At 57.1% G+C, this 19,091-nt stretch carries 19 protein-coding genes; 9 read left to right on the forward strand and 10 right to left on the reverse strand.

Going from position 1 to position 19,091, the window contains the following annotated elements:
• Nucleotides 1–165: 165 nt before the first annotated feature.
• Nucleotides 166–1,908, reverse strand: a complete 1,743-nt coding sequence (locus tag DXH95_RS06775; protein ID WP_115548626.1) for a DUF885 domain-containing protein — start codon at nt 1,906–1,908, stop codon at nt 166–168.
• Between the two features lie 168 nt (nt 1,909–2,076).
• Here DXH95_RS06775 and DXH95_RS06780 point away from each other — a divergent pair, with 168 nt between their 5' ends.
• The 3 genes from DXH95_RS06780 to cysK all read left to right on the forward strand — a co-directional run bounded on the left by DXH95_RS06780 (nt 2,077) and on the right by cysK (nt 5,112).
• The gene (locus DXH95_RS06780) at nt 2,077–3,402 is read left to right on the forward strand and encodes an MFS transporter (RefSeq protein WP_115548627.1); all 1,326 of its coding nucleotides are present in this window, start codon (nt 2,077–2,079) and stop codon (nt 3,400–3,402) included.
• 133 nt (nt 3,403–3,535) lie between these two features.
• Entirely contained in the window at nt 3,536–4,195 is a 660-nt protein-coding gene (locus tag DXH95_RS06785; protein WP_115548628.1) for an RBBP9/YdeN family alpha/beta hydrolase, read from the forward strand.
• Nucleotides 4,192–5,112, forward strand: coding sequence for a cysteine synthase A (gene cysK, locus DXH95_RS06790; protein ID WP_115548629.1), 921 nt, complete (start codon nt 4,192–4,194; stop codon nt 5,110–5,112). The genes DXH95_RS06785 and cysK overlap by 4 nt, the downstream gene beginning before the upstream one ends.
• A gap of 69 nt (nt 5,113–5,181) precedes the next feature.
• Here cysK and DXH95_RS06795 read toward each other — a convergent pair whose 3' ends face one another.
• The 5 genes from DXH95_RS06795 to DXH95_RS06815 all read right to left on the reverse strand — a co-directional run bounded on the left by DXH95_RS06795 (nt 5,182) and on the right by DXH95_RS06815 (nt 10,261).
• Nucleotides 5,182–5,478 (reverse strand): hypothetical protein, encoded by a 297-nt coding sequence (locus DXH95_RS06795; protein WP_115548630.1) that lies wholly within the window; start codon nt 5,476–5,478, stop codon nt 5,182–5,184.
• A gap of 142 nt (nt 5,479–5,620) precedes the next feature.
• Complete coding sequence (locus DXH95_RS06800; protein WP_115548631.1) at nt 5,621–7,132, reverse strand: phospholipase D-like domain-containing protein; 1,512 nt, start codon at nt 7,130–7,132, stop codon at nt 5,621–5,623.
• A gap of 1 nt (nt 7,133) precedes the next feature.
• A complete protein-coding gene (locus tag DXH95_RS06805; RefSeq protein WP_115548632.1) occupies nt 7,134–8,933 on the reverse strand; it encodes an acyl-CoA dehydrogenase C-terminal domain-containing protein in 1,800 nt (599 codons plus the stop codon).
• 30 nt (nt 8,934–8,963) lie between these two features.
• On the reverse strand, nt 8,964–9,416 hold the full coding sequence (locus DXH95_RS06810) for a MerR family transcriptional regulator (RefSeq protein ID WP_115548633.1): 453 nt from the start codon (nt 9,414–9,416) through the stop codon (nt 8,964–8,966).
• A 101-nt stretch (nt 9,417–9,517) separates the two neighbouring features.
• A complete protein-coding gene (locus DXH95_RS06815; RefSeq protein WP_239016566.1) occupies nt 9,518–10,261 on the reverse strand; it encodes a L,D-transpeptidase family protein in 744 nt (247 codons plus the stop codon).
• Between the two features lie 255 nt (nt 10,262–10,516).
• On the opposite strand from DXH95_RS06815, the gene DXH95_RS06820 reads away from it, so the two are divergent.
• Entirely contained in the window at nt 10,517–11,101 is a 585-nt protein-coding gene (locus tag DXH95_RS06820; protein WP_239016567.1) for a murein L,D-transpeptidase catalytic domain family protein, read from the forward strand.
• Nucleotides 11,102–11,104: 3 nt separating this feature from the next.
• On the opposite strand, the gene DXH95_RS06825 is transcribed toward DXH95_RS06820, so the two are convergent.
• Both DXH95_RS06825 and serB read right to left on the reverse strand, forming a co-directional pair.
• Nucleotides 11,105–11,638 carry a superoxide dismutase family protein gene (locus DXH95_RS06825; RefSeq protein WP_115548635.1) on the reverse strand — a complete coding sequence of 178 codons (534 nt, stop codon included), beginning with the start codon at nt 11,636–11,638 and terminating at the stop codon, nt 11,105–11,107.
• A gap of 32 nt (nt 11,639–11,670) precedes the next feature.
• Complete coding sequence (gene serB, locus DXH95_RS06830) at nt 11,671–12,582, reverse strand: phosphoserine phosphatase SerB (RefSeq protein ID WP_115548636.1); 912 nt, start codon at nt 12,580–12,582, stop codon at nt 11,671–11,673.
• On the opposite strand from serB, the gene miaA reads away from it, so the two are divergent.
• The 5 genes from miaA to DXH95_RS06855 all read left to right on the forward strand — a co-directional run bounded on the left by miaA (nt 12,581) and on the right by DXH95_RS06855 (nt 17,642).
• Nucleotides 12,581–13,519 carry a tRNA (adenosine(37)-N6)-dimethylallyltransferase MiaA gene (gene miaA / locus DXH95_RS06835; RefSeq protein WP_115548637.1) on the forward strand — a complete coding sequence of 313 codons (939 nt, stop codon included), beginning with the start codon at nt 12,581–12,583 and terminating at the stop codon, nt 13,517–13,519. The genes serB and miaA overlap by 2 nt on opposite strands.
• An 83-nt stretch (nt 13,520–13,602) precedes the next feature.
• Nucleotides 13,603–15,363: an acetolactate synthase 3 large subunit gene (locus tag DXH95_RS06840; protein WP_115548638.1), complete on the forward strand. Its 1,761-nt coding sequence runs from the start codon at nt 13,603–13,605 to the stop codon at nt 15,361–15,363.
• Nucleotides 15,364–15,366: 3 nt separating this feature from the next.
• Complete coding sequence (gene ilvN, locus DXH95_RS06845) at nt 15,367–15,882, forward strand: acetolactate synthase small subunit (RefSeq protein ID WP_115548639.1); 516 nt, start codon at nt 15,367–15,369, stop codon at nt 15,880–15,882.
• 44 nt (nt 15,883–15,926) lie between these two features.
• On the forward strand, nt 15,927–16,946 hold the full coding sequence (gene ilvC / locus DXH95_RS06850) for a ketol-acid reductoisomerase (protein ID WP_115548640.1): 1,020 nt from the start codon (nt 15,927–15,929) through the stop codon (nt 16,944–16,946).
• Nucleotides 16,947–17,024: 78 nt separating this feature from the next.
• Nucleotides 17,025–17,642: a YceI family protein gene (locus DXH95_RS06855; protein WP_115548641.1), complete on the forward strand. Its 618-nt coding sequence runs from the start codon at nt 17,025–17,027 to the stop codon at nt 17,640–17,642.
• On the opposite strand, the gene DXH95_RS06860 is transcribed toward DXH95_RS06855, so the two are convergent.
• Nucleotides 17,643–18,113, reverse strand: a complete 471-nt coding sequence (locus tag DXH95_RS06860) for a GNAT family N-acetyltransferase (protein WP_115548642.1) — start codon at nt 18,111–18,113, stop codon at nt 17,643–17,645.
• Nucleotides 18,113–19,090: an NAD(P)H-dependent flavin oxidoreductase gene (locus DXH95_RS06865; RefSeq protein WP_115548643.1), complete on the reverse strand. Its 978-nt coding sequence runs from the start codon at nt 19,088–19,090 to the stop codon at nt 18,113–18,115. Before DXH95_RS06865 ends, DXH95_RS06860 begins: the two co-directional genes overlap by 1 nt.
• Nucleotide 19,091: the final 1 nt, after the last annotated feature.

Here is a 19,091-nt window from a genome sequence, read left to right on the forward strand (position 1 = left end):
CCCTTCAGGGGAGAGATAACGAGACTTGGCAGCTTGCTGCCTAGTCGCAGCAGAGAGGGGTTCGACGGCTAGATCACACCCAGCCTTCCCCCTCTCCACTTCGCCTAAACGCTTTCAGCGCCAAGGCTACATACCTCTCCTCTGAAGGGGAGAGGATTAATTGCTTCAAAATACCGCCTTGGCTTCCTTTTCTTTCATCATCGCCGCGCGCACCATCGGGATCGGCGGGCCACCATAAGAGAGAAATTCGTCGTGGAACGCCTTCCACTTCTTGCGATCACCCTTGGTCCAATCGTCACGCAGTTTACGGATCATCAGCTTGCCCATCGTGTAGTTCAGATAGGCCGGATCATAAGTGCCCCGCGCCGCCTGCTGCTTACTGTTGCCGGCATCCTGATAGCATTCGGTTTTGAACAGCTGCTCCGACTGCGCAACCGTCATCCCGCGTGCGTGCAGGCCAATGGCGGATAGGTAGCGGCAGTTGCGCAGCAGTGCGTTCGATAGCTGGCCGATTTTCATTTCCGCCGCTTCCTCCGGCGAAGCAGTCGTATCGCCCAGCCCCGCATCCATCATCATTTCCTCGGTATAATGCGCCCAACCTTCGGCAAAGGCATAGCCGACAAACAGCTTCCCGAAGATCGATTTGGAACGGTTCGAATGGAGGAAGTTGAGGAAGTGGCCCGGCCATACTTCGTGCACAGATGTGCCGAGCAAGTCATATTTGCCGGGGACGAAGCCATCCTGCGTCGCCTTGTCCCAGGTCGGATCGGGCGGTGAGATATAATAGACCGACGGCAGGCCTTTTTCATAGGGCCCTGGGATGTCGATATAGGCGCTGTTCTGCCGGTTATAGGGCGGCGATTCTTCAACCTTGGCCTCTTCAGTACCAGGGATCGAAACGATATCCTTGTCGATCAGGAACTTCTTGAGCGGCGGCAACTGGCGACGCGCCTCCGCAACCGGGCCATCGGCGGCCTTATTCATGCCCATCTTGGTCATGCAATCCTGCATCGGCGCCCCCGGTGCATAGATGCCGCAAGCCTTGGCCAGCGCATTCTGATTGGCCTTCAGGTCAGCCCGGCCGATCGCCTCCAGCTCGTCGAGCGAGACATTTACGCCTTCGGTTTTCAGCACCATCTTGGCGAACTTGTCTGCACCCAGCGCATAGCCGCCATCGGTGCCGGGTTGCGACCCGATATAGCCTGCCAGATCCTTCATCGCCGCTGCCGCCTTGGTCGCCGCCTCGTCAAACTGCTTTTGCAGCTCGGCGTCCTTCACCTCGGTAAAGGCCTTTTTGGCATCGCCGGTATAATAATCGGCAAAGCCGCCAAAGCCGGCAGTGCCGATCTTCACATAAGTGGCGGGCATTGGTAGCTTCAGGTTTGCCTTGATTTGCTCCGCCGCCTTTGGAACATTATTGGCATAGGTGATAAACGCCTTCATCCGCGTTTCGGCATCGGCGTAAGGCCGCGCAATATAAACATTGGGGTCGAGCACGCCGACATAGGCTGATGGATTTTTGTGCAGCATATCGGCATCTTCGAGGAAGAAGAGTTCGCCTTCCATCGCGTGCACCAGATAGTCGCGTTCGAATTTTTGCGCGTCGCTCAGTTTCGAGGCGTCGATGGCCTTCGCGTCGGCAATAGCTTTCTTGCGATAGTCGATAGCTGCCTTGATGCCCTCGGGTGACCAGTCGGGAAGTTGGCCGTCAAATTCGTGCTTACCCTGATATACCGCAAAGGTCGGGTTGACCTTGAAATAGCCCTCAAGGAAAGTCTCAACAAAGCTGCCCCATTCGCTGCCATCATTGGCGGCGACGACGGCGTTGTCGCTATCGACCTTCTTGCAACCACCTGTGATGGCCAATGCGGCCAACGACACGGCCAAAGCCGCCTGTTTCAATCTCATGCTGTAACTCCCCGAATAGATTTGATGCAGCGATGCTGCACCCGTTTGCCATTGAGTTCCAGCGGGAATTCGATGAGCGACATGGAACACCGTGCGAAGCGCAACTTTAGCTTTGCAAGCACAGCGCAATTGCCAAGCTCAACCTGAGCCGATAGGCGACTAACGAACATGTCGTCCGCCCCGCACCCTTTCAGCATACCTGACTACCGCCGATATTGGCTGGCGCGTTTCATGGCGGTGATCGCGACCATGTCGATGGTCGTCGTCATTGCCTGGCAGGTCTATGATGTTGCGCGCACCGATTATGGCATGTCCCCCAAAGCAGCAGCGTTTCAGTTGGGGCTGCTCGGGCTGTTTCAGTTCATCCCACTAGCCTTGCTGACCCCCGTTGCAGGCTGGGCAGCGGACCGTTTTGAACGGCGGCGTGTCGCGATTTTTGCCAATATGGTCGACGCGGGGGTTGCGCTAGGACTTGGCGTTTTGACCTACAATGATGCGCTGACTTTGCCATTGCTGTTCGTGCTCGCCGCGTTCCACGGCGTAGCGCGTGTCTTTGTAGGTCCGTCTATGGCGGCCATCGCGCCCAATATTGTGCCACCGGAATCGCTTCCCCGCGCTATCGCGCTGGGTTCCATTGCCTGGCAAAGTGCATCGGTAATTGGCCCGGCAGTCGGCGGATTGATGTATGCGCAAAATGCGGCGGGATCTTACTGGATGACCGTGGCATTGCTTATACTGTCGAGCATTTCAATTGCCACGGTACGTCCCGTTTTCCCACCTCCGATGACCGAGAAAAAGCATCCGGTGCGGATGATGGTTGAGGGGATGAAATATACATTCTCCGAACGGTTCCTGTTGGGAGCAATCACGCTCGATCTGTTTGCGGTACTGTTGGCTGGCGCGACCGCGTTGCTGCCGGTCTATGCGCGTGACATATTGCATGTAGGCCCCGACGGTTTGGGCCAGCTTCGTGCAGCCCCGGCCTTTGGCGCTGCGATAGTCGCGATTTATCTGTCGTTCCGGCCATTGAAGCATAATGTCGGTGCCAAGATGCTGTGGGCTGTAGTGGTGTTTGGTATCGCCACCATCGGCTTTGGCTATTCGCATATCATCGGCCAGTATCTGTTCGGCGACGCCAAGATCGACTGGCTGAATATGGGCGCTTCCATGGCCGTCGCTCTGTCAATGCTCGCCATATTGGGCGCAGCGGACATGCTGTCGGTATATGTGCGCGGCTCTCTGGTGCAGCTCAACACCCCCGATGCAATGCGCGGCCGCGTCAGTTCGGTCTCCGGCCTTGCGATATCCGCCTCAAACGAACTGGGAGAGCTGCAGTCTGGTTTTGCCGCTGCACTACTCGGGCCAGTCGGCGCGGTTGTATTCGGCGGTGCAGGCGCTATCGTTATCACAGGCATCTGGGCAAGGCTGTTCCCGGAACTCAAAAACGCCCGGACGTTCGAGCCGCAATTTCGTCAGTCCGAAAAGACCCCCTGACCAACTCAATCAGATCAACGACAAGTTTGCGCGTTTCAACGCAAAGTTTATTGTCTACTTATTTGATTGAATATAAATCGGCCTCACCCGTTACCAACGGCCCATCTGAATTCTAACCGGAAGGAGCCGCCGCATGACATCCACCGATCCCAATATCCTCATCATCCCTGGCCTCAACAATAGTGGCCCGGATCATTGGCAAAGCCGATGGGAGCAGGAGCTTCCCAATACCGTTCGCGTAGAACTGGGTGCGTGGTCATCACCGCGCCGCACGAGTTGGACCACAAATCTGGGCATCGCCATCGCAGCGACATCGGGCCCGAAAGTTTTGGTAGCTCACAGCCTTGGCTGCCTTGCCGTAACGTGGTGGGCATCGCAGGAACCCCAAGCTGGAACGCATGACATAGTCGGCGCGCTGCTGGTTGCACCGCCCAGCGTAGATAATTGCCCGCTCGATTCCCGGCTTGCCAATTTTGCGCCTGCGCCTCGCGTGGTGCTGCCCTTTCCAACCATTCTCGTGGGCAGTGAAAATGATGCCTATTGCTCTTTGCGACATGCTGGCAAATTGGCGCGGCGATGGGGCGCACGCTTCGTCAATGCAGGACCGTTCGGCCATATCAACGCTGCATCGGGCATCGACGACTGGCCTTATGGACTCTATCTGTTGCGCAGCTTACTATCCGGCGCTGATAGCAAGCGAGAGGAAGCAAGAAAATCCGCCTTGATTGAGAGATTGCGGCAGAAGCAAGCTTATCAAACTGCACCAATGACTGAAGGAAAGCACCCCACATGAAGGCCAATTCCATTCTCGAAACCATCGGCAACAGCGCGCATATCCGCCTTCAGCGGATGTTTGGCGACGCCGAAGTCTGGGTAAAGTCGGAACGGTCGAACCCCGGCGGATCGATCAAGGACCGTATCGGCCTCGCGATGATCGAGGCAGCGGAGAAGGATGGCAGCCTGAAACCGGGCGGGACGATTATTGAACCGACCAGCGGCAATACTGGTGTCGGCCTTGCGATGGTGGCAGCGGTCAAGGGCTACAAGCTGGTGCTTGTCATGCCCGAAAGCATGTCGATCGAGCGCCGCCGACTGATGTTGGCCTATGGCGCGACCTTCGACCTGACACCCCGCGAAAAGGGCATGAAAGGCGCGATTGAACGCGCGATCGAACTGGTCGACAACACCCCGAATAGCTGGATGCCTCAGCAGTTTGAAAATCCGGCCAATGTCGATGTCCATGTGCGCACGACGGGGCCAGAAATACTCGCAGATTTCAAGGACAGCCCGATTGATGTATTGATCACGGGTGTCGGCACTGGTGGCCACATCACGGGTTGCACGAAGTTTCTGAAAGAAGCGTGGCCCAACCTGAAGGTTTATGCCGTCGAGCCGACGCTGTCGCCGGTAATTAGCGGTGGTCAGCCCGGGCCGCATCCGATCCAGGGTATAGGTGCAGGCTTTATCCCCGCTAACCTCCACACCCAGTTGATCGACGGAGTGATCCAGGTTGACCCGGAAGACGCCAAGGAAATGGCGCGCCGCGCCGCACGCGAGGAAGGCATGCTTGTGGGCATTTCGTCAGGTGCTACGCTGGCAGCGATCGCACAAAAGCTGAAAGAATTACCAGCGGGAACCCGTGTACTCGGTTTCAACTATGATACCGGCGAACGCTATCTGTCGGTTCCAGATTTCCTGCCGGTCGAGTAAAACGCGCCGGGGCGGATTACTCCGCCCCGACTCCGGCCCGAACCTTTGCGACCCGCGGGCCGAATAAGGTCAGCGATCTGCGTCGGGCTTGCCGTCGCCGTCATTGTCGAACAGGTCAGGCTTTGCATCGCCATTCGTATCCCAGGCATCGGCCTTGCTGTTGCCGTCGCGATCCCAGGCGTCCGGCTTACCATCACCATTGCTGTCAAGCGTTGGAGGTGGAATCGGAGCCTCGGCAGTGGCGGTTGGTTTAGCGGGTTTCGCAGGCTCGGTGGCATGCACCGTTCCAAAGGCAAAAGGCAGGATTAGCGCCAGTGCGGCGGCCCATGCGACCGGACTTTGCGACCATTTCCGGGTTATCGACATCGGTTGCTCCTCATATACACAACCCCCTGTCGAATGGGACTTTTCTATCTTTGAGTAGGTTTGACTAGCGGCAAGCGTCGACTGGTGTGTGCGAGAAGCCTAACCGTCCGTCGCACTCAACCGGTCGTGTGTCCGGCGCAGCCTAACGGCTGGTCGCTCTCCGCCGTGCCAGCCTCTTGGCGACGCGCGCCCGACCTTCGCGCCAACGCTTGCGCAATCCGCGCTGCTGCAACGGTTCGAGAAAGCCCTCTGAATGCTCAGGATCGAGCAGTTCATTCTCGGCGATCAGCTTGTCGAGTGGCCCCGGCTTTTCAAGGTCGAGCAGTTCGAGCGTCTTGCCCGCCCCACGCAGCGCCTCCACCGTGTCCACTAGCGATCCGGATAGCGCGAATGTTTCTGCGACGGACTTTTCCTCAGCGCCCAGATGCTCCGCAAGCAACCGCGTCCGCAGCGCTGCTATCGCCTTTTCCGAACCCTTGTTGGCAGGTAGCGCGCAATCGAGCACCATGTCGCATTCGCTATCCAGCCCTAGCGACCGGTTGTTGAGATTGGCCGAGCCAATCCGCAATAACCGGTCATCGACAATCATCAACTTGGCATGGACATAAATGTCCGTCCCGCCTTTGGTGACGGGCACATAGATGCGGAAGCGATCGCCCTTGTCGACCTTTCCAATGGCACGCGCCAGTTGCACCCGCGCTGCATCCATTGCCTTCTGTTCAAGCCAGCCTTCCGCCGAACGCGGCATGATGACGACGATATCGGGCGGATTGGCCTCCCGCATGCGCGTGGCAATAGCCGCCGCAATCTTGGCAGAGGTAAGATACTGGTTCTCGATATATATGAACTTCTGCGCTGCGGCGATCATGTCGAGATAGAGCGTTTCAATCTCGCGTACTTCTTCAACATTTCCATAGGGCGCTCGAGTTCGGGCGATGGCGAGATCAACATTTTCGAACAGCACCGGCACATCGTCCGGCCATTGCGGTTCGACGGTCTGGACCGGCGGCAAAGGCTTACCCCCTGCAATATCCCAGCGATCGCGCGCTAACTCACCCAGCGCAGCCGCAACGTCCCCGTCCATCAGCATTGTGATGTCATGCCAGGGCGCTTGCGGCTTGCCATTGGGCAATAGGCGTTTGGGATCATCGTCCAGATGCTCCGGCGTGTCCCAACGCCCCGATGCCAGGTCGATACCGCCACAGACGGCCAGGCAATCATCGACAATGACAATTTTCTGGTGATGGCTGCACCCTGCAGGGTGCGCGCCATCAAATTTGAACTCGATCGCCCGCGTTGCCGCCCATCGGGCGAGCGTCCATGCGCTGGTCGGGTTCAGGAATTGCTTGAGCGCCCCGAACCGCCATTTGAGGATCGCGATGCGGCGGCGTGGGTTGCGGCGCGCCAGCCGCAGGAAAAAGCCCGAAAGGCGTGCGCGCCTGCTCCGGTCACCCGGCTCTAGCGTGATACGCGAGTCAAAATCCCAGCCGATGAACAGCAGCAGATTCTGTGCTTCTTCACACAGTTCGCGGACATAGTGGAAATAGTCGGCGGCATCGACCACCACCGATACCCGGCCCGCGTGAGCAATCCGCCAGCAGTTGCGCCCTTCTTCGACGACGGGCTTCGCTGCGGCGGATGGCTGCACTGCCATGTCAGGCTACCGCAAACATCTCCGGCTCCAACGCCATGATCGCCTCACTGCCCGCCTCGATTTTGCGACGCAGCGCACCGCAATCGGGGATAAAGCGTTCAGCAAAATAGCGTGCAGTCACCAGCTTGGTTTCGTAAAATTTGGCGTTGCCTGAGCCTGCATCCAGTGCTGCCTGCGAAGCAGTTGCCATACGCAGCCATTGCAGACCCAGTGCGACGATACCCATGATGTGCATATAATGATGCGCACCGGCCCCGACATTGTTCGGGTTGGCCATGCCATTCTGCATGAACCACATGGTTGCAGCCTTCAATTCACCATTGGCTTTTTCAAGCCGGGTGGCGAAATCTTCGAGCTTGCTGCCCTTGGCGGCGGCGCATTCATCATCGACCAGTTTGAAAAAGGCCTGCACGGCACGCCCGCCATTTTGCGCGAGCTTGCGACCGACCAGATCCATCGCCTGCACGCCATTGGCGCCTTCGTAAATCATTGTGATGCGGGCATCGCGAACATATTGTTCCATGCCCCATTCGCCGACATAGCCGTGACCGCCATAAACCTGCTGTGCATTCGTTGCGACTTCATAGCCCTTATCGGTGCCATAGCCCTTGATGACGGGCGTGAGCAGCGAGAGCAGGTCGTCGGCTACCGTGCGTTCTTCTTCGGTCTGGCCATTGTGGATGATATCCGCAAGCAGCGCGCCGTTGAGGCACAAAGCGCGCATCCCTTCGGTGAACGCCTTTGAATCCATCAGCATCCGACGGATGTCCGGGTGAACGAACAACGTATCGGCCTTTTCGGCCAAATCCTGCGGACCGGTGAGCGCTCGGCCCTGTCGGCGATCATGCGCATATTGCACGGCGTTCTGATAAGCCACCTCGGCAACGCCAAGACCCTGCTGGCCGACGCCCAGTCGCGCGATGTTCATCATGATGAACATGGCAGCGAGGCCTTTATTCTCATCCCCCACCAGATAGCCGGTCGCGCCATCATAGTTCATCACGCAAGTCGCGTTGCCGTGAATGCCCATCTTATGTTCGAGCGAACCGCAGCCAAGCGGATTGCGCTCGCCCAGCGAGCCGTCTTCGTTGACAAGGAATTTGGGCACGATGAAAAGCGAAATCCCCTTCACATTGTCCGGCGCATCGGGTGTCTTCGCCAGCACCAGATGGATGATGTTTTCTGCTAGATCATGGTCGCCCGACGAGATGAATATCTTCGTGCCGGTGATTGCGTAGCTGCCATCACCATTGGGCACAGCCTTGGTCCGGATCAGGCCCAGATCGGTCCCGCAATGCGGCTCGGTCAGGTTCATCGTACCCGTCCATTTGCCGCTGATCATGTTGGGCGCGTAGATCGCCTTCAAATCATCGCTGCCTTTGACGAGGATTGCCGAAACTGCACCATGGGTCAGCCCGGGATACATGGCAAAGGCCATGTTCGAGCTTGCCATATATTCTTCGAATGCCATCGAAAGGATGTGCGGCATCCCCTGCCCGCCATATTCAACCGGCGCCGAAAGCGTTCCCCAACCGGCTTCGCAATAGGCCTTATAGGCTTCTTTGAAGCCTTCGGGTGTGGTCACCGAACCATCTGCATGACGGGTGCAACCCTGCTTGTCGCCAACCGCATTCAACGGGAATAATTCGTTTTCGACGAACTTCGCTCCCTCGGTCAGAATGGCCTCAACCATGTCGGCGCTGGCATTTTCAAAGCCCGGCAGATTGGCATATTTGTCGATGCCCAGAACTTCGTTGAGAATGAAAAGCGTGTCGCGCACCGGCGCTTTATATTGCGGCATGGATACCCTCTTGTGTAATTGTTGCGCCGCTCAGGCGGCTTTGGTTTCTTCTGCTTCGACCTTTTCGACCAGGACAACAAAGTCAGTCAATTCGGCAATAGCACTGTCCAGATCGTGGCGCTGCTTTTTCAACAGCTCAATACGGTCGAGACATTTCATGATTGTGACCTTGCGCTGGACATTACGGCCATCGTTCAAATCGTACAAATCGATCATTTCGCGAATTTCGGAAAGACTGAAGCCTACGCGCTTGGCACGCAATATCCATGCTAGCCTGGCCCGGTCGCGTTTGGAATAGATGCGCGAAAGACCCTGCCGTTCCGGTGCGATCAATCCCTGATCTTCATAAAAGCGCAGCGCCCGGGCAGTCACATCGAATTCTGCCGACAGATCGGAAATGGTGAAAGTTTCGCGGTTGAGCGCATCGGGCGTATCGATTGTCGCATCGGCACGTTTTGCTGCCGCCGCTTTCTGCTCTGCCATGTAAATTTCCTTCCCTTAGGTAAGCAAATTTACTTTACGTTCGCGTAAACGTCAACCCGAAACTCGGCGCACAATAGCCCAGTGACGCTACGACAAACGGCTCAGACGGGTGTAGGCGTAATGACCTGCTCGGGTTGGACCGGAGGCACCACCGTATCAATGGGCGGCTGCGGATCGACAACAGGCGGAATTGGCTGCGGCTTCGGCTTTGGCTTGGTCAAACTAGCCAGGATAACCACTTCCCCATCCATCTGCGTGGCATCGTACAAAGCTTGTGCGAACGGCTTGGGCAAACGAATACACCCATGTGATGCGGGGTATCCGGGATTATGGCCGGCGTGCAGCGCAATACCATCCCATGTCAGCCGCTGCATGAACGGCATCGGCGCATTGGCGTATATGTTGGATTCGTGATAAACTTTTTTCTGCAGGATTTTGAAAGCGCCAGTCGGCGTTTCTTTTCCCTTTTTCCCTGTCGAAATCGTCGCAAACCCAACCAGATCGTCGCCATCAAAAACATAAAGCCGTTGAATATCCAGCACGGCGACCAAACGCAGTGGATTGTTATAGCTTTCGCGCTTTTCCCAGACAAACTGCCCTGGCTTCAAGCCGTCGACAGGGCCCTTTTTCTTAGGCGGATCGGCGGGCGGCGTCACTACGGCTGGGGGCGTAACCGGCGCGGGCGTCACGACAGGCGTGGGAACTGTGTCGACAGGCTGAACAACTGGAGCATCAACCGGTGTCGGTGTTGCGACCGTGTCTGTGGGTGTCTGTTGGGCAAATGCGGGCGCTACGAACGCAAGCATCACCAACGGCATTCCACCAACCACACTCAAACAGCCCATTACTGCCCCCAAATTCCGAAAACAAAGTACAACTTTCGATGGATATTATGCTTGTATTTGCAGACCTAGGCAACACGCATTCGTAGGCACGCATGATATTTGCAAGCATTTGACGAGTACAATTTCGACTTCAAACCGCGCCTAGGCGGCAGGATTTTGCGCCGAACGGAGCCCAAAGCCGTTGGGTTAGTAACCTCTATGGCTTATCTAGGTCATATGTTGAAAATTGGTCGCAGGTCATTTGTGCAGTCCGCCATGGCATCAATTGCCGGTGTTAGTGCAGCGTCACTACCGATATCGGCGGTGCGTGCTCAGGAACTTCCCAAACCTGAATTGTCCCCCGAAATTTTGAAGCGCGCGCGTGCTGCCTTTGCGCGTCATGACAAACGCATTTGGCAGCGCGAAACAATGGCGATTGCAGACTTTTCGGCTCCATCGCGGATTCCGCGTTTTCACATGCTCAACATGATTAGTGGGGAAACAACGCCACTGCTGGTCGCTCATGGTAAAGGCTCAGACCCCGGCCATAGCGGCTGGGTGCAGCATTTTTCCAATGTCCCTGGATCCGAAGCAACCTCTGCGGGCAGCTACATTGCTGGCGAGAGTTATGTTGGCCAGCACGGACTGTCGCGCCGTTTGATCGGCCTCGATCCGGAAAATGACCAAGCCGAGAATCGCGCCATCGTTATTCACGCAGCATGGTATGTAGACCCTTCGCTCGCTGCAGAGCGCGGCAAAATCGGACGCAGCCAAGGCTGCTTTGCATTTTCAAAGGATGATATCGGTCAGGTTTTGTGGCGCCTCGGCCCCGGATCCTTGCTTTACGCCGACAAGGCGTAAACATCATTCGCGGTTGATTACGCCGCACACTATCCTCTTGCCGCTGTTACCGCTTGGGTCGGTGATATTGTCATCGGCACGTTCGTGGATCACCAGCGCCGCACCATCGGCATCAAGCATCCCCCCCTCGCCTTTCAGTCGCACATCGGGAAGGAAGAAATCGACAACAACATTGATGTCTGAATAGGCTTCAATGTTGGGTAAATCGCCCTTATGCGGTCCGGCCGGATTGTCCAGTCCATGCTTTTTGGTTTCGGGGTTCCAGTGCGGTCCTGCGCTTGAGAAATCAGGCCCTTCGCATTTCCCCACCGCATGCACATGCATCGCATAGTTACCCTTTCTAGGCACCTGAAGCCACAGCTTTCCACGAACGCCGCCCTTTTCCTGCAAGAATTTGGCGATGCCGGAGCCATCCGTATATCTCAACGACGCGGCAGCCATGTCCGCACGTGCGTCGGCCTTTGATTGCGGCTTTTCGAGCGACTTACAGGCGGCGAGTGGGGCGATGGCGAGGAGAAGGATCAATTTGCGGTTCATACCGGCGAACCTATTCGTACCACACGCCTTCATCAACCCATAACCCACTCGCTCCGTCGCACACCTTGCGCAAACAGCAACGCAGTCAAATCATTATGCCGGATCGCGAAATTAGCTTTTTCAGCGAGTACGGACTTAGCATGAAAGGCAGCGCCTATGCCGCCACCTTCAATTGCCGCCTCCAACATCAATATGTCGTTGGCACCATCACCCGCTGCGAGAACCAGTTCGGACGGAAGGCCCAGTTGCTGCCGTGCCTTGTGCAGTTGCCGTGCCTTTTCGTGCGCATCAACAATTTCGCCATCGACCGTGCCGTTGAGATATTCGCCCGAAATTCCGAGCCGGTTCGCCGCCATGCTGTCGAACCCGGCCATATCAACAACCGCCGCAACAAAATCGGTAAAGCCACCTGATACCAGCAGGCCATGCGCACCCCAGCCGCGCATCGTCTTCAGCAATATGTCGGCACCCGGCGTCAGGCGAACGCGTTCGTCAATGCATTGCTGAATCGAATCGCGGTGCAACCCTTTAAGGAGCGCGACACGGCCACGCAGCGCACCTTCAAAATCCAGCTCACCCTGCATCGCACGCTCGGTGATTTCGGCAATTTCGGCTTTGATGCCTGCATAATCGGCCAATTCGTCGATGCATTCAACGGTGATGATTGTGCTGTCCATATCCGACACCAGCAGCATCTTGCGGCGGTTGGTTGAAGGCTGGACGCAGACGTCCATGAGGTTTTCGACGCTTCGCAGGGCATCGCGCGCGGCTTCAATCTGTCCTTGGAATTGCAAGTCAGCGGCTATACCCAGTTCCAGCCAGTCATGCTCGCCCGGCTCCAACCCGGCGTCGCGCAAACGATCAGCCGCCTCGGATAGCATTCCCGCATCCAGATGATCTGCCGCTATCAGTGTGACGACATTTGTGGAAGAAGCTGACAACATGACGAATCCGCAAAAAAGGCCGAGAGGCAAAAGACTGGCGCTTATTGCCGGTCCAACGGCCAGCGGCAAGACCGCATTGGCGTTGCGGCTCGCGCACTCACGTCCGGTGACGATTATCAATGCGGATAGTGCGCAGGTCTATGCGCATCTTCCGATCCTAAGTGCGCAGCCGAGTGCTGAGGAAATGGCAAGCGCGCCGCACCGGTTGTTCGGCTATCTCGATGGGCGAGAGGCGTGCTCGGCGGCGCGCTGGGCGCAAGATGCCAAGCACGAAGTCGAAATAGCATGGAGCGAGGATCGGTTGCCGATACTCGTCGGCGGGACGGGCTTGTATCTCCGCACGCTACTTGATGGCATTGCGCCGATACCCGAGATCGACCCCCAAGTACGGAGTGCTGTGCGTGCCCTGCCCACAGCGGAGGCCTATCATGCGCTTGCTGACACAGACGCCAACAGCGCCGCTGTACTCTCCCCCAATGACGACAGCCGGATCAAACGCGCACTCGAGGTCATGCGTTCGACTGGTAAGAGCGTTGTCGAATGGCGTGCACTACGCGAGGGAGGAATAGGTGGCGACGTGGAATTGCACCCCCTGATCCTTCTTCCCCCGCGCGACTGGTTGCATGTACGGTGCGACTTGCGCTTTGCACAAATGCTCGAGCGCGGTGCGATTGACGAGGTAAAGGCGCTGCTGGCACTCAATCTGCCTGCCGATGCACCGGTTACGCGAGCAATCGGCGTTCCTGAAATCACAGCAATGCTGCGCGGGGAGATCGATCGCGGCGAAGCCCTCGCCCGCGGTCAAGCGGCCACCCGCCAATACGCCAAACGCCAATATACCTGGTTCCGTAACCAGCCTCCTACCAACTGGCCTCGTTATAGTGAGATTTATAGTGACTCTGAATTTAGTAAAATTGAAAGATTATTTCATTTTTAACTGTTGACATGCCATTTTCTAATCCGTAACGAGCCCGCTCTTGCCAACCTTGCTGCGTCGCAACATAGGTCAGGTCTCTCTGAATGAGGAATAAGAAATTGGCCGAAAAATCCGGCGCTGACATATTGATTGAAGCCCTGCTCGCTCAGGGTGTGGACACCGTTTTCGGCTATCCCGGCGGCGCTGTGCTGCCGATTTATGACGCACTTTTCCAGCACCCCAAGATCCGCCACGTCCTCGTCCGTCACGAAGCGGGCGCTGCCCACGCGGCAGAAGGCTATGCCCGCTCGACCGGTAAACCCGGTGTGGTTCTCGTCACTTCCGGCCCCGGCGCAACTAATGCGGTCACTGGGATTGCCGATGCTTTCATGGATTCGATCCCGATGGTGTGCATCACCGGGCAAGTTGCAACCAATTTGATCGGTTCGGATGCCTTTCAAGAAGCAGACACGATTGGAATCACCCGCCACTGCACCAAGCATAATTATCTGGTGAAGGATCCTGCCGAGCTGGGCGCAGTTGTCGCCGAAGCCTTCCATATCGCAACGCAGGGCCGTCCTGGCCCTGTTGTTATCGACATCCCCAAAAATGTGCAGGTCGCAACCGCCGAATATGAACGCCACGGTAACAATGCTGCAAAGCGTTATGTTCCCGCAGGAGAAGCTGACTTTGCGGCGATTACGCGGGCGGTTGAGCTGCTTGCCAAGGCCAAGGCACCGATCCTCTATACGGGTGGTGGCATCATCAACTCAGGCCCCGACGCCAGCGCAGCCCTGCGCGAACTCGCAGCTCTGTCCGGAGCACCTGTCACTTCAACCCTGATGGGCCTCGGCTCCTTCCCGGCCTCCGATCCCGCTTGGCTGGGCATGCTGGGCATGCACGGCACCTATGAAGCCAATATGGCGATGAACCAGTGCGACGTGATGCTGTGCCTTGGGGCGCGCTTCGACGACCGCGTTACCGGCCGTCTCGATGCCTTCTCGCCGAACAGTATCAAGGTTCATATCGATATAGACCGCAGTTCGATCAACAAGACTGTGCGCGTCGACCTGCCCATCGTCGCCGATGTCGGCAAGGCGATCCGCCAGATGATCACCATCTGGAATAGCCGCAAACTGCAGCCACAGAAGCTCGACGAATGGTGGGCGAGGATTAAGGGCTGGCGTTCGGTCGGCTCGCTCAACTATCCGGCAAGCCAATCAGAGATCATGCCGCAATATGCGATTGAGCGGCTTTATGAACTTACAAAGGACAAGGCGCCGATCATCACCACCGAAGTCGGCCAGCACCAGATGTGGGCGGCACAGCACTTCCACTTCGATGCACCCAATAAATGGCTGACCAGCGGCGGGCTTGGCACCATGGGCTATGGCCTACCCGCAGCCATCGGCGCGCAGATGGGTAATCCGGAAGCGCTGGTCATCGACATTGCCGGTGAAGCCTCGATCCAGATGAACATCCAGGAAATGGGCACCGCCAGCCAGTATCGCCTGCCAGTCAAGGTGTTCATCCTAAACAACGAGTGGATGGGCATGGTGCGCCAGTGGCAGCAGCTAACCTATGAAAGCCGCTATTCGAACAGCTATTCAGACAGCCTGCCCGATTTCGTGGCACTTGCCGAAGCCTATGGCTGGAAGGGCATTCGCTGCGACGATCCGGCCAAGCTTGATGATGCCATTGCCGAAATGCTGGCATATAAAGGCCCGGTGATGTTCGATTGCCGTGTTGCGAAGGAAGCCAACTGCTTCCCGATGATCCCCAGTGGTGCAGCGCATACCGAAATGATCCTGCACTCCGACGAAGTTTCGGGCACGATGGATGACGAAGCGAAGGCGCTGGTGTAAAACATGCATATCAAGGAAGAATTCGCCGAGCGGCACGTGCTGACGCTCACCGTAGACAACGAAGCGGGAACGCTGGCACGCATCGCGGGCATGTTCACTGCGCGCGGCTACAACATCGACAGCCTGACCGTGGCCGACATTTCCGAAGACCATGCGATCAGCCGGATCACCATTGTCACCAAGGGGCCGCCCGAAGTGATCGACCAGATCATCGCGCAGTGCGAGCGACTGGTGCCGGTGCACAAGGTGACCGACCTGACTGACGCGGGCCCGCATGTCGAGCGCGAGTTGGCGCTGGTCAAGGTTTCGGGGGCTGGTGATAAACGGGTCGAGGCGATGCGCCTTGCCGATATTTACCGCGCCCGCGTTATTGATGCGACTGTTTCCAGCTTCATTTTTGAAATTACCGGTGGGCCGGACAAGATCGACACCTTCGTCGCGCTGATGCGCGAACTGGGGCTGGTCGAGGTTGGTCGCACCGGCATAGTCGGGCTGATGCGCGGCAGCGAAGCTAGCTAAATCAGGCCAAAGGCCAAACAATCCAAACAAGGAAAGCGAATATCATGAAGGTTTATTACGACGCAGACTGCGATCTGGGCCTGATCAAGGACAAGAAGGTCGCCATCGTTGGTTATGGTAGCCAGGGCCATGCGCACGCACAGAATCTGCGCGACAGCGGTGTGAAAGACGTCGCCATCGCGCTCCGCCCCGGCTCGGCAACTGCTTCCAAGGCTGAAGGCGCAGGCTTCAAGGTGCTCTCGAACGCCGAAGCGGCTGCTTGGGCCGATGTTGTTATGATCCTCGCCCCTGACGAGCATCAGGCAGCCATCTATGCGGACGACCTGCATGCGAACATGAAACAAGGCGCGGCCCTCGCCTTCGCGCACGGCCTGAACATCCATTTCGGCCTTATCGAGCCGCGCGCAGACCTCGACGTCATCATGATTGCACCTAAGGGCCCCGGCCACACCGTGCGTAGCGAATATCAAAAGGGTGGCGGCGTCCCCTGCCTGATCGCAGTCGACAAAGATGTATCGGGTAACGCGCACGACGTAGCGCTTGCTTATGCCAGCGCCGTCGGTGGCGGCCGTTCGGGCATCATCGAAACCAATTTCCGCGAGGAATGCGAAACCGACCTGTTCGGCGAGCAGGCCGTGCTTTGCGGCGGCATCACCCACCTGATCCAGGCCGGTTTCGAAACACTGGTCGAGGCAGGCTATGCCCCCGAAATGGCCTATTTCGAGTGCCTCCACGAAACAAAGCTGATCGTCGACCTGCTTTATGAAGGCGGCATCGCCAATATGCGCTATTCGATCTCGAACACCGCGGAATATGGCGACATCACCACCGGTCCGCGTATCATCACCGAAGAGACCAAATGGGAAATGAAGCGGGTGCTGGAAGACATTCAATCAGGCCGTTTCGTGAAGAACTTCGTGCTCGACAACCGTGCTGGCCAGCCCGAGCTGAAAGCAGCGCGCAAGGCGGCGGCAGCGCACCCCATCGAAGAAACAGGTGCTCGCCTGCGTGCGATGATGCCTTGGATTGCCAAGAACAAGCTGGTCGACAAAGCCAAGAACTAAGCGCTTTGCCGCTTTGCAGTTGACTTTCAGGGGGATGCGGCAACAACTGCCGTATCCCCTTTTCAGTTGGAGCCCAAGATGCGCAAGTTCCTTATTGCCCTCCCCCTCATTGTAGCCGCACCGCTTCTGGCCCAGCAGGACGCCGCCCCCCAGCTTCCGGGCGTCGCCGATGCTGCTCGGGTTGCTGCCGGTGCCTATGTTGTCGATAGCCGGCACACACAGGTGAACTGGCAGGTCAACCATTTCGGTTTCAACGATTATTTCGGCCTGTTCGGTGATGTGAAAGGTACGTTGCAGATCGATCCGGCCAATCCGGCTGCTTCAAAAGTGGATGTGACCATCCCCATCGCCTCGGTCGCCACATCAAGCCAGGGTTTGACGGACCATCTGAAAACTGCCGATTTCTTCGACGTCGCGAAATATGACAGCGCACGCTTTGTTTCAACCAGCGTTATTGTTGATGGGCAAAAGGCCATCATCAAGGGCGACTTGACGATGCTAGGCGTTACCAAGCCTGTCGAACTTGAAACGCGCTTCGAAGGCGCGGGCAACAATCCAATGAACAAGAAAGCCACCATCGGCTTTCACGCTGCCACTACGATCAAGCGCAGCGAATGGGGCATGACCAAATATGTCCCGATGGTCGGCGACGATGTTAAATTGCGGATCAGTGTTGCTTTCGAAAAGGAAGGCTGATCAGCCTCGATAAGTCATCGCAACATCGCAGCGGGCATATTGGTGCTGTGCTTCGGCCAGCAAGTCCGCATCATGTTCGAAGCCGCATTTTTCGTAGAGATGAATTGCGGCTTCGCATTTTTTGTTGGTCAATAAATAGAGCCGTTCGGGTGCCATTGAAACAGCCCTTTCAATGAGCGCATTGAGCAGAAACTCGCCCGCTTTCAATCCTCGCAAGTCGGAACGCACACCCATTTTGGTCAATTCGAGTTGGCCGGGGCCAGACCATTTGAGCGCTCCGGCACCAACAATGCCCCTGCCCTCAACCTCAACAAATAAAATGTCGCCATCCTTGTCGATGATCGTCGCACGGGGATTTTGGAGGACGTGGCGATCCACATCCTCCATCTCGAACATGCCGCTTATCCACTCTTCGTTGATGTCATGGAACAGCGGCGCAAGTTCGTCCCGAAATTCGACGATGCGCAGCATCACCAGCCTTTGCGATAGGCTCCATCGAGCCGCGCCTTGGCCGCACGATATTCGCGCTCCAGCCGGTCTACCATTTCACCAACCGACTGCACTGCCTTGACCGCACCAATGCCCTGACCCGAACCCCAGATATCCTTCCAGGCCTTGGCTTCGGTGTTGCCACCCGAACCGAAGTTCATCGTGCTGATATCGCCCTTGGGCAGGTTGTCCGGATCCATGCCAGCCTTGACGATCGACTGGCGCAGATAGTTGCCATGTACGCCGGTGAAGAGGTCGGAATAGACAATATCGCTGGCCTTCGCTTCGACGATGTTTTCCTTATAGCCTTCGACCGCATTGGCCTCTTTGGTCGCGATAAAGGCACTTCCGATATAGGCGAAATCGGCTCCCATCGCCTGTGCAGCAAGGATCGATTGGCCGTGCGCAATGGAACCGGAAAGCGCGACCGGTCCGTCAAACCATTCACGGATCTCCTGCATCAGAGCAAAGGGCGAAGTTGTGCCTGCATGGCCGCCAGCACCTGCTGCCACCGGAATGAGGCCATCTGCGCCCTTTTCGATGGCCTTGTGCGCGAAGCGATCATCAATCACGTCATGCAGCGTGATACCACCCCAAGCATGAACCGCCTGATTCAGATCCTCGCGCGCACCCAACGAAGTGATCGTAACCGGCACCTGCCATTTGGCGCAGATCGAAATATCCTCTTCCAACCGGTTATTTGAACGGTGCACGATCTGGTTGACGGCATAAGGCGCCGCCGGGCGATCCGGATTGTCGCGGTTATGCGCCGCCAATTCTTCGGTAATCTGATGCAACCACTCGTCGAGTTGGCTTGCCGGACGAGCGTTGAGTGCCGGGAAGCTGCCTACGACGCCCGCCTTGCACTGCGCAATCACCAGCTCGGGTCCGGACACGATAAAAAGCGGCGAACCGATCACCGGCAAGCGGAGATTATCAAAAATGGCAGGCAACGACATC

The sequence above is a fragment of the Sphingorhabdus pulchriflava genome (assembly GCF_003367235.1).
Classification (GTDB): Bacteria; Pseudomonadota; Alphaproteobacteria; order Sphingomonadales; family Sphingomonadaceae; genus Sphingorhabdus_B; species Sphingorhabdus_B pulchriflava.

Coding starts and splice junctions, on each gene's coding strand:
- DXH95_RS06780 (WP_115548627.1), top strand. CDS start 2,077: ATGTCGTCCGCCCCGCACCCTTTCAGCATACCTGACTACCGCCGATAT.
- serB (WP_115548636.1), bottom strand. CDS start 12,582: ATGTTGTCAGCTTCTTCCACAAATGTCGTCACACTGATAGCGGCAGAT.
- DXH95_RS06815 (WP_239016566.1), bottom strand. CDS start 10,261: ATGGGCTGTTTGAGTGTGGTTGGTGGAATGCCGTTGGTGATGCTTGCG.
- DXH95_RS06865 (WP_115548643.1), bottom strand. CDS start 19,090: ATGTCGTTGCCTGCCATTTTTGATAATCTCCGCTTGCCGGTGATCGGT.
- DXH95_RS06860 (WP_115548642.1), bottom strand. CDS start 18,113: ATGCTGCGCATCGTCGAATTTCGGGACGAACTTGCGCCGCTGTTCCAT.
- DXH95_RS06810 (WP_115548633.1), bottom strand. CDS start 9,416: ATGGCAGAGCAGAAAGCGGCGGCAGCAAAACGTGCCGATGCGACAATC.
- DXH95_RS06785 (WP_115548628.1), top strand. CDS start 3,536: ATGACATCCACCGATCCCAATATCCTCATCATCCCTGGCCTCAACAAT.
- ilvN (WP_115548639.1), top strand. CDS start 15,367: ATGCATATCAAGGAAGAATTCGCCGAGCGGCACGTGCTGACGCTCACC.
- DXH95_RS06855 (WP_115548641.1), top strand. CDS start 17,025: ATGCGCAAGTTCCTTATTGCCCTCCCCCTCATTGTAGCCGCACCGCTT.
- DXH95_RS06825 (WP_115548635.1), bottom strand. CDS start 11,638: ATGAACCGCAAATTGATCCTTCTCCTCGCCATCGCCCCACTCGCCGCC.
- DXH95_RS06840 (WP_115548638.1), top strand. CDS start 13,603: ATGAGGAATAAGAAATTGGCCGAAAAATCCGGCGCTGACATATTGATT.
- DXH95_RS06775 (WP_115548626.1), bottom strand. CDS start 1,908: ATGAGATTGAAACAGGCGGCTTTGGCCGTGTCGTTGGCCGCATTGGCC.
- miaA (WP_115548637.1), top strand. CDS start 12,581: ATGACGAATCCGCAAAAAAGGCCGAGAGGCAAAAGACTGGCGCTTATT.
- DXH95_RS06805 (WP_115548632.1), bottom strand. CDS start 8,933: ATGCCGCAATATAAAGCGCCGGTGCGCGACACGCTTTTCATTCTCAAC.
- ilvC (WP_115548640.1), top strand. CDS start 15,927: ATGAAGGTTTATTACGACGCAGACTGCGATCTGGGCCTGATCAAGGAC.
- DXH95_RS06820 (WP_239016567.1), top strand. CDS start 10,517: ATGGCATCAATTGCCGGTGTTAGTGCAGCGTCACTACCGATATCGGCG.
- DXH95_RS06800 (WP_115548631.1), bottom strand. CDS start 7,132: ATGGCAGTGCAGCCATCCGCCGCAGCGAAGCCCGTCGTCGAAGAAGGG.
- cysK (WP_115548629.1), top strand. CDS start 4,192: ATGAAGGCCAATTCCATTCTCGAAACCATCGGCAACAGCGCGCATATC.
- DXH95_RS06795 (WP_115548630.1), bottom strand. CDS start 5,478: ATGTCGATAACCCGGAAATGGTCGCAAAGTCCGGTCGCATGGGCCGCC.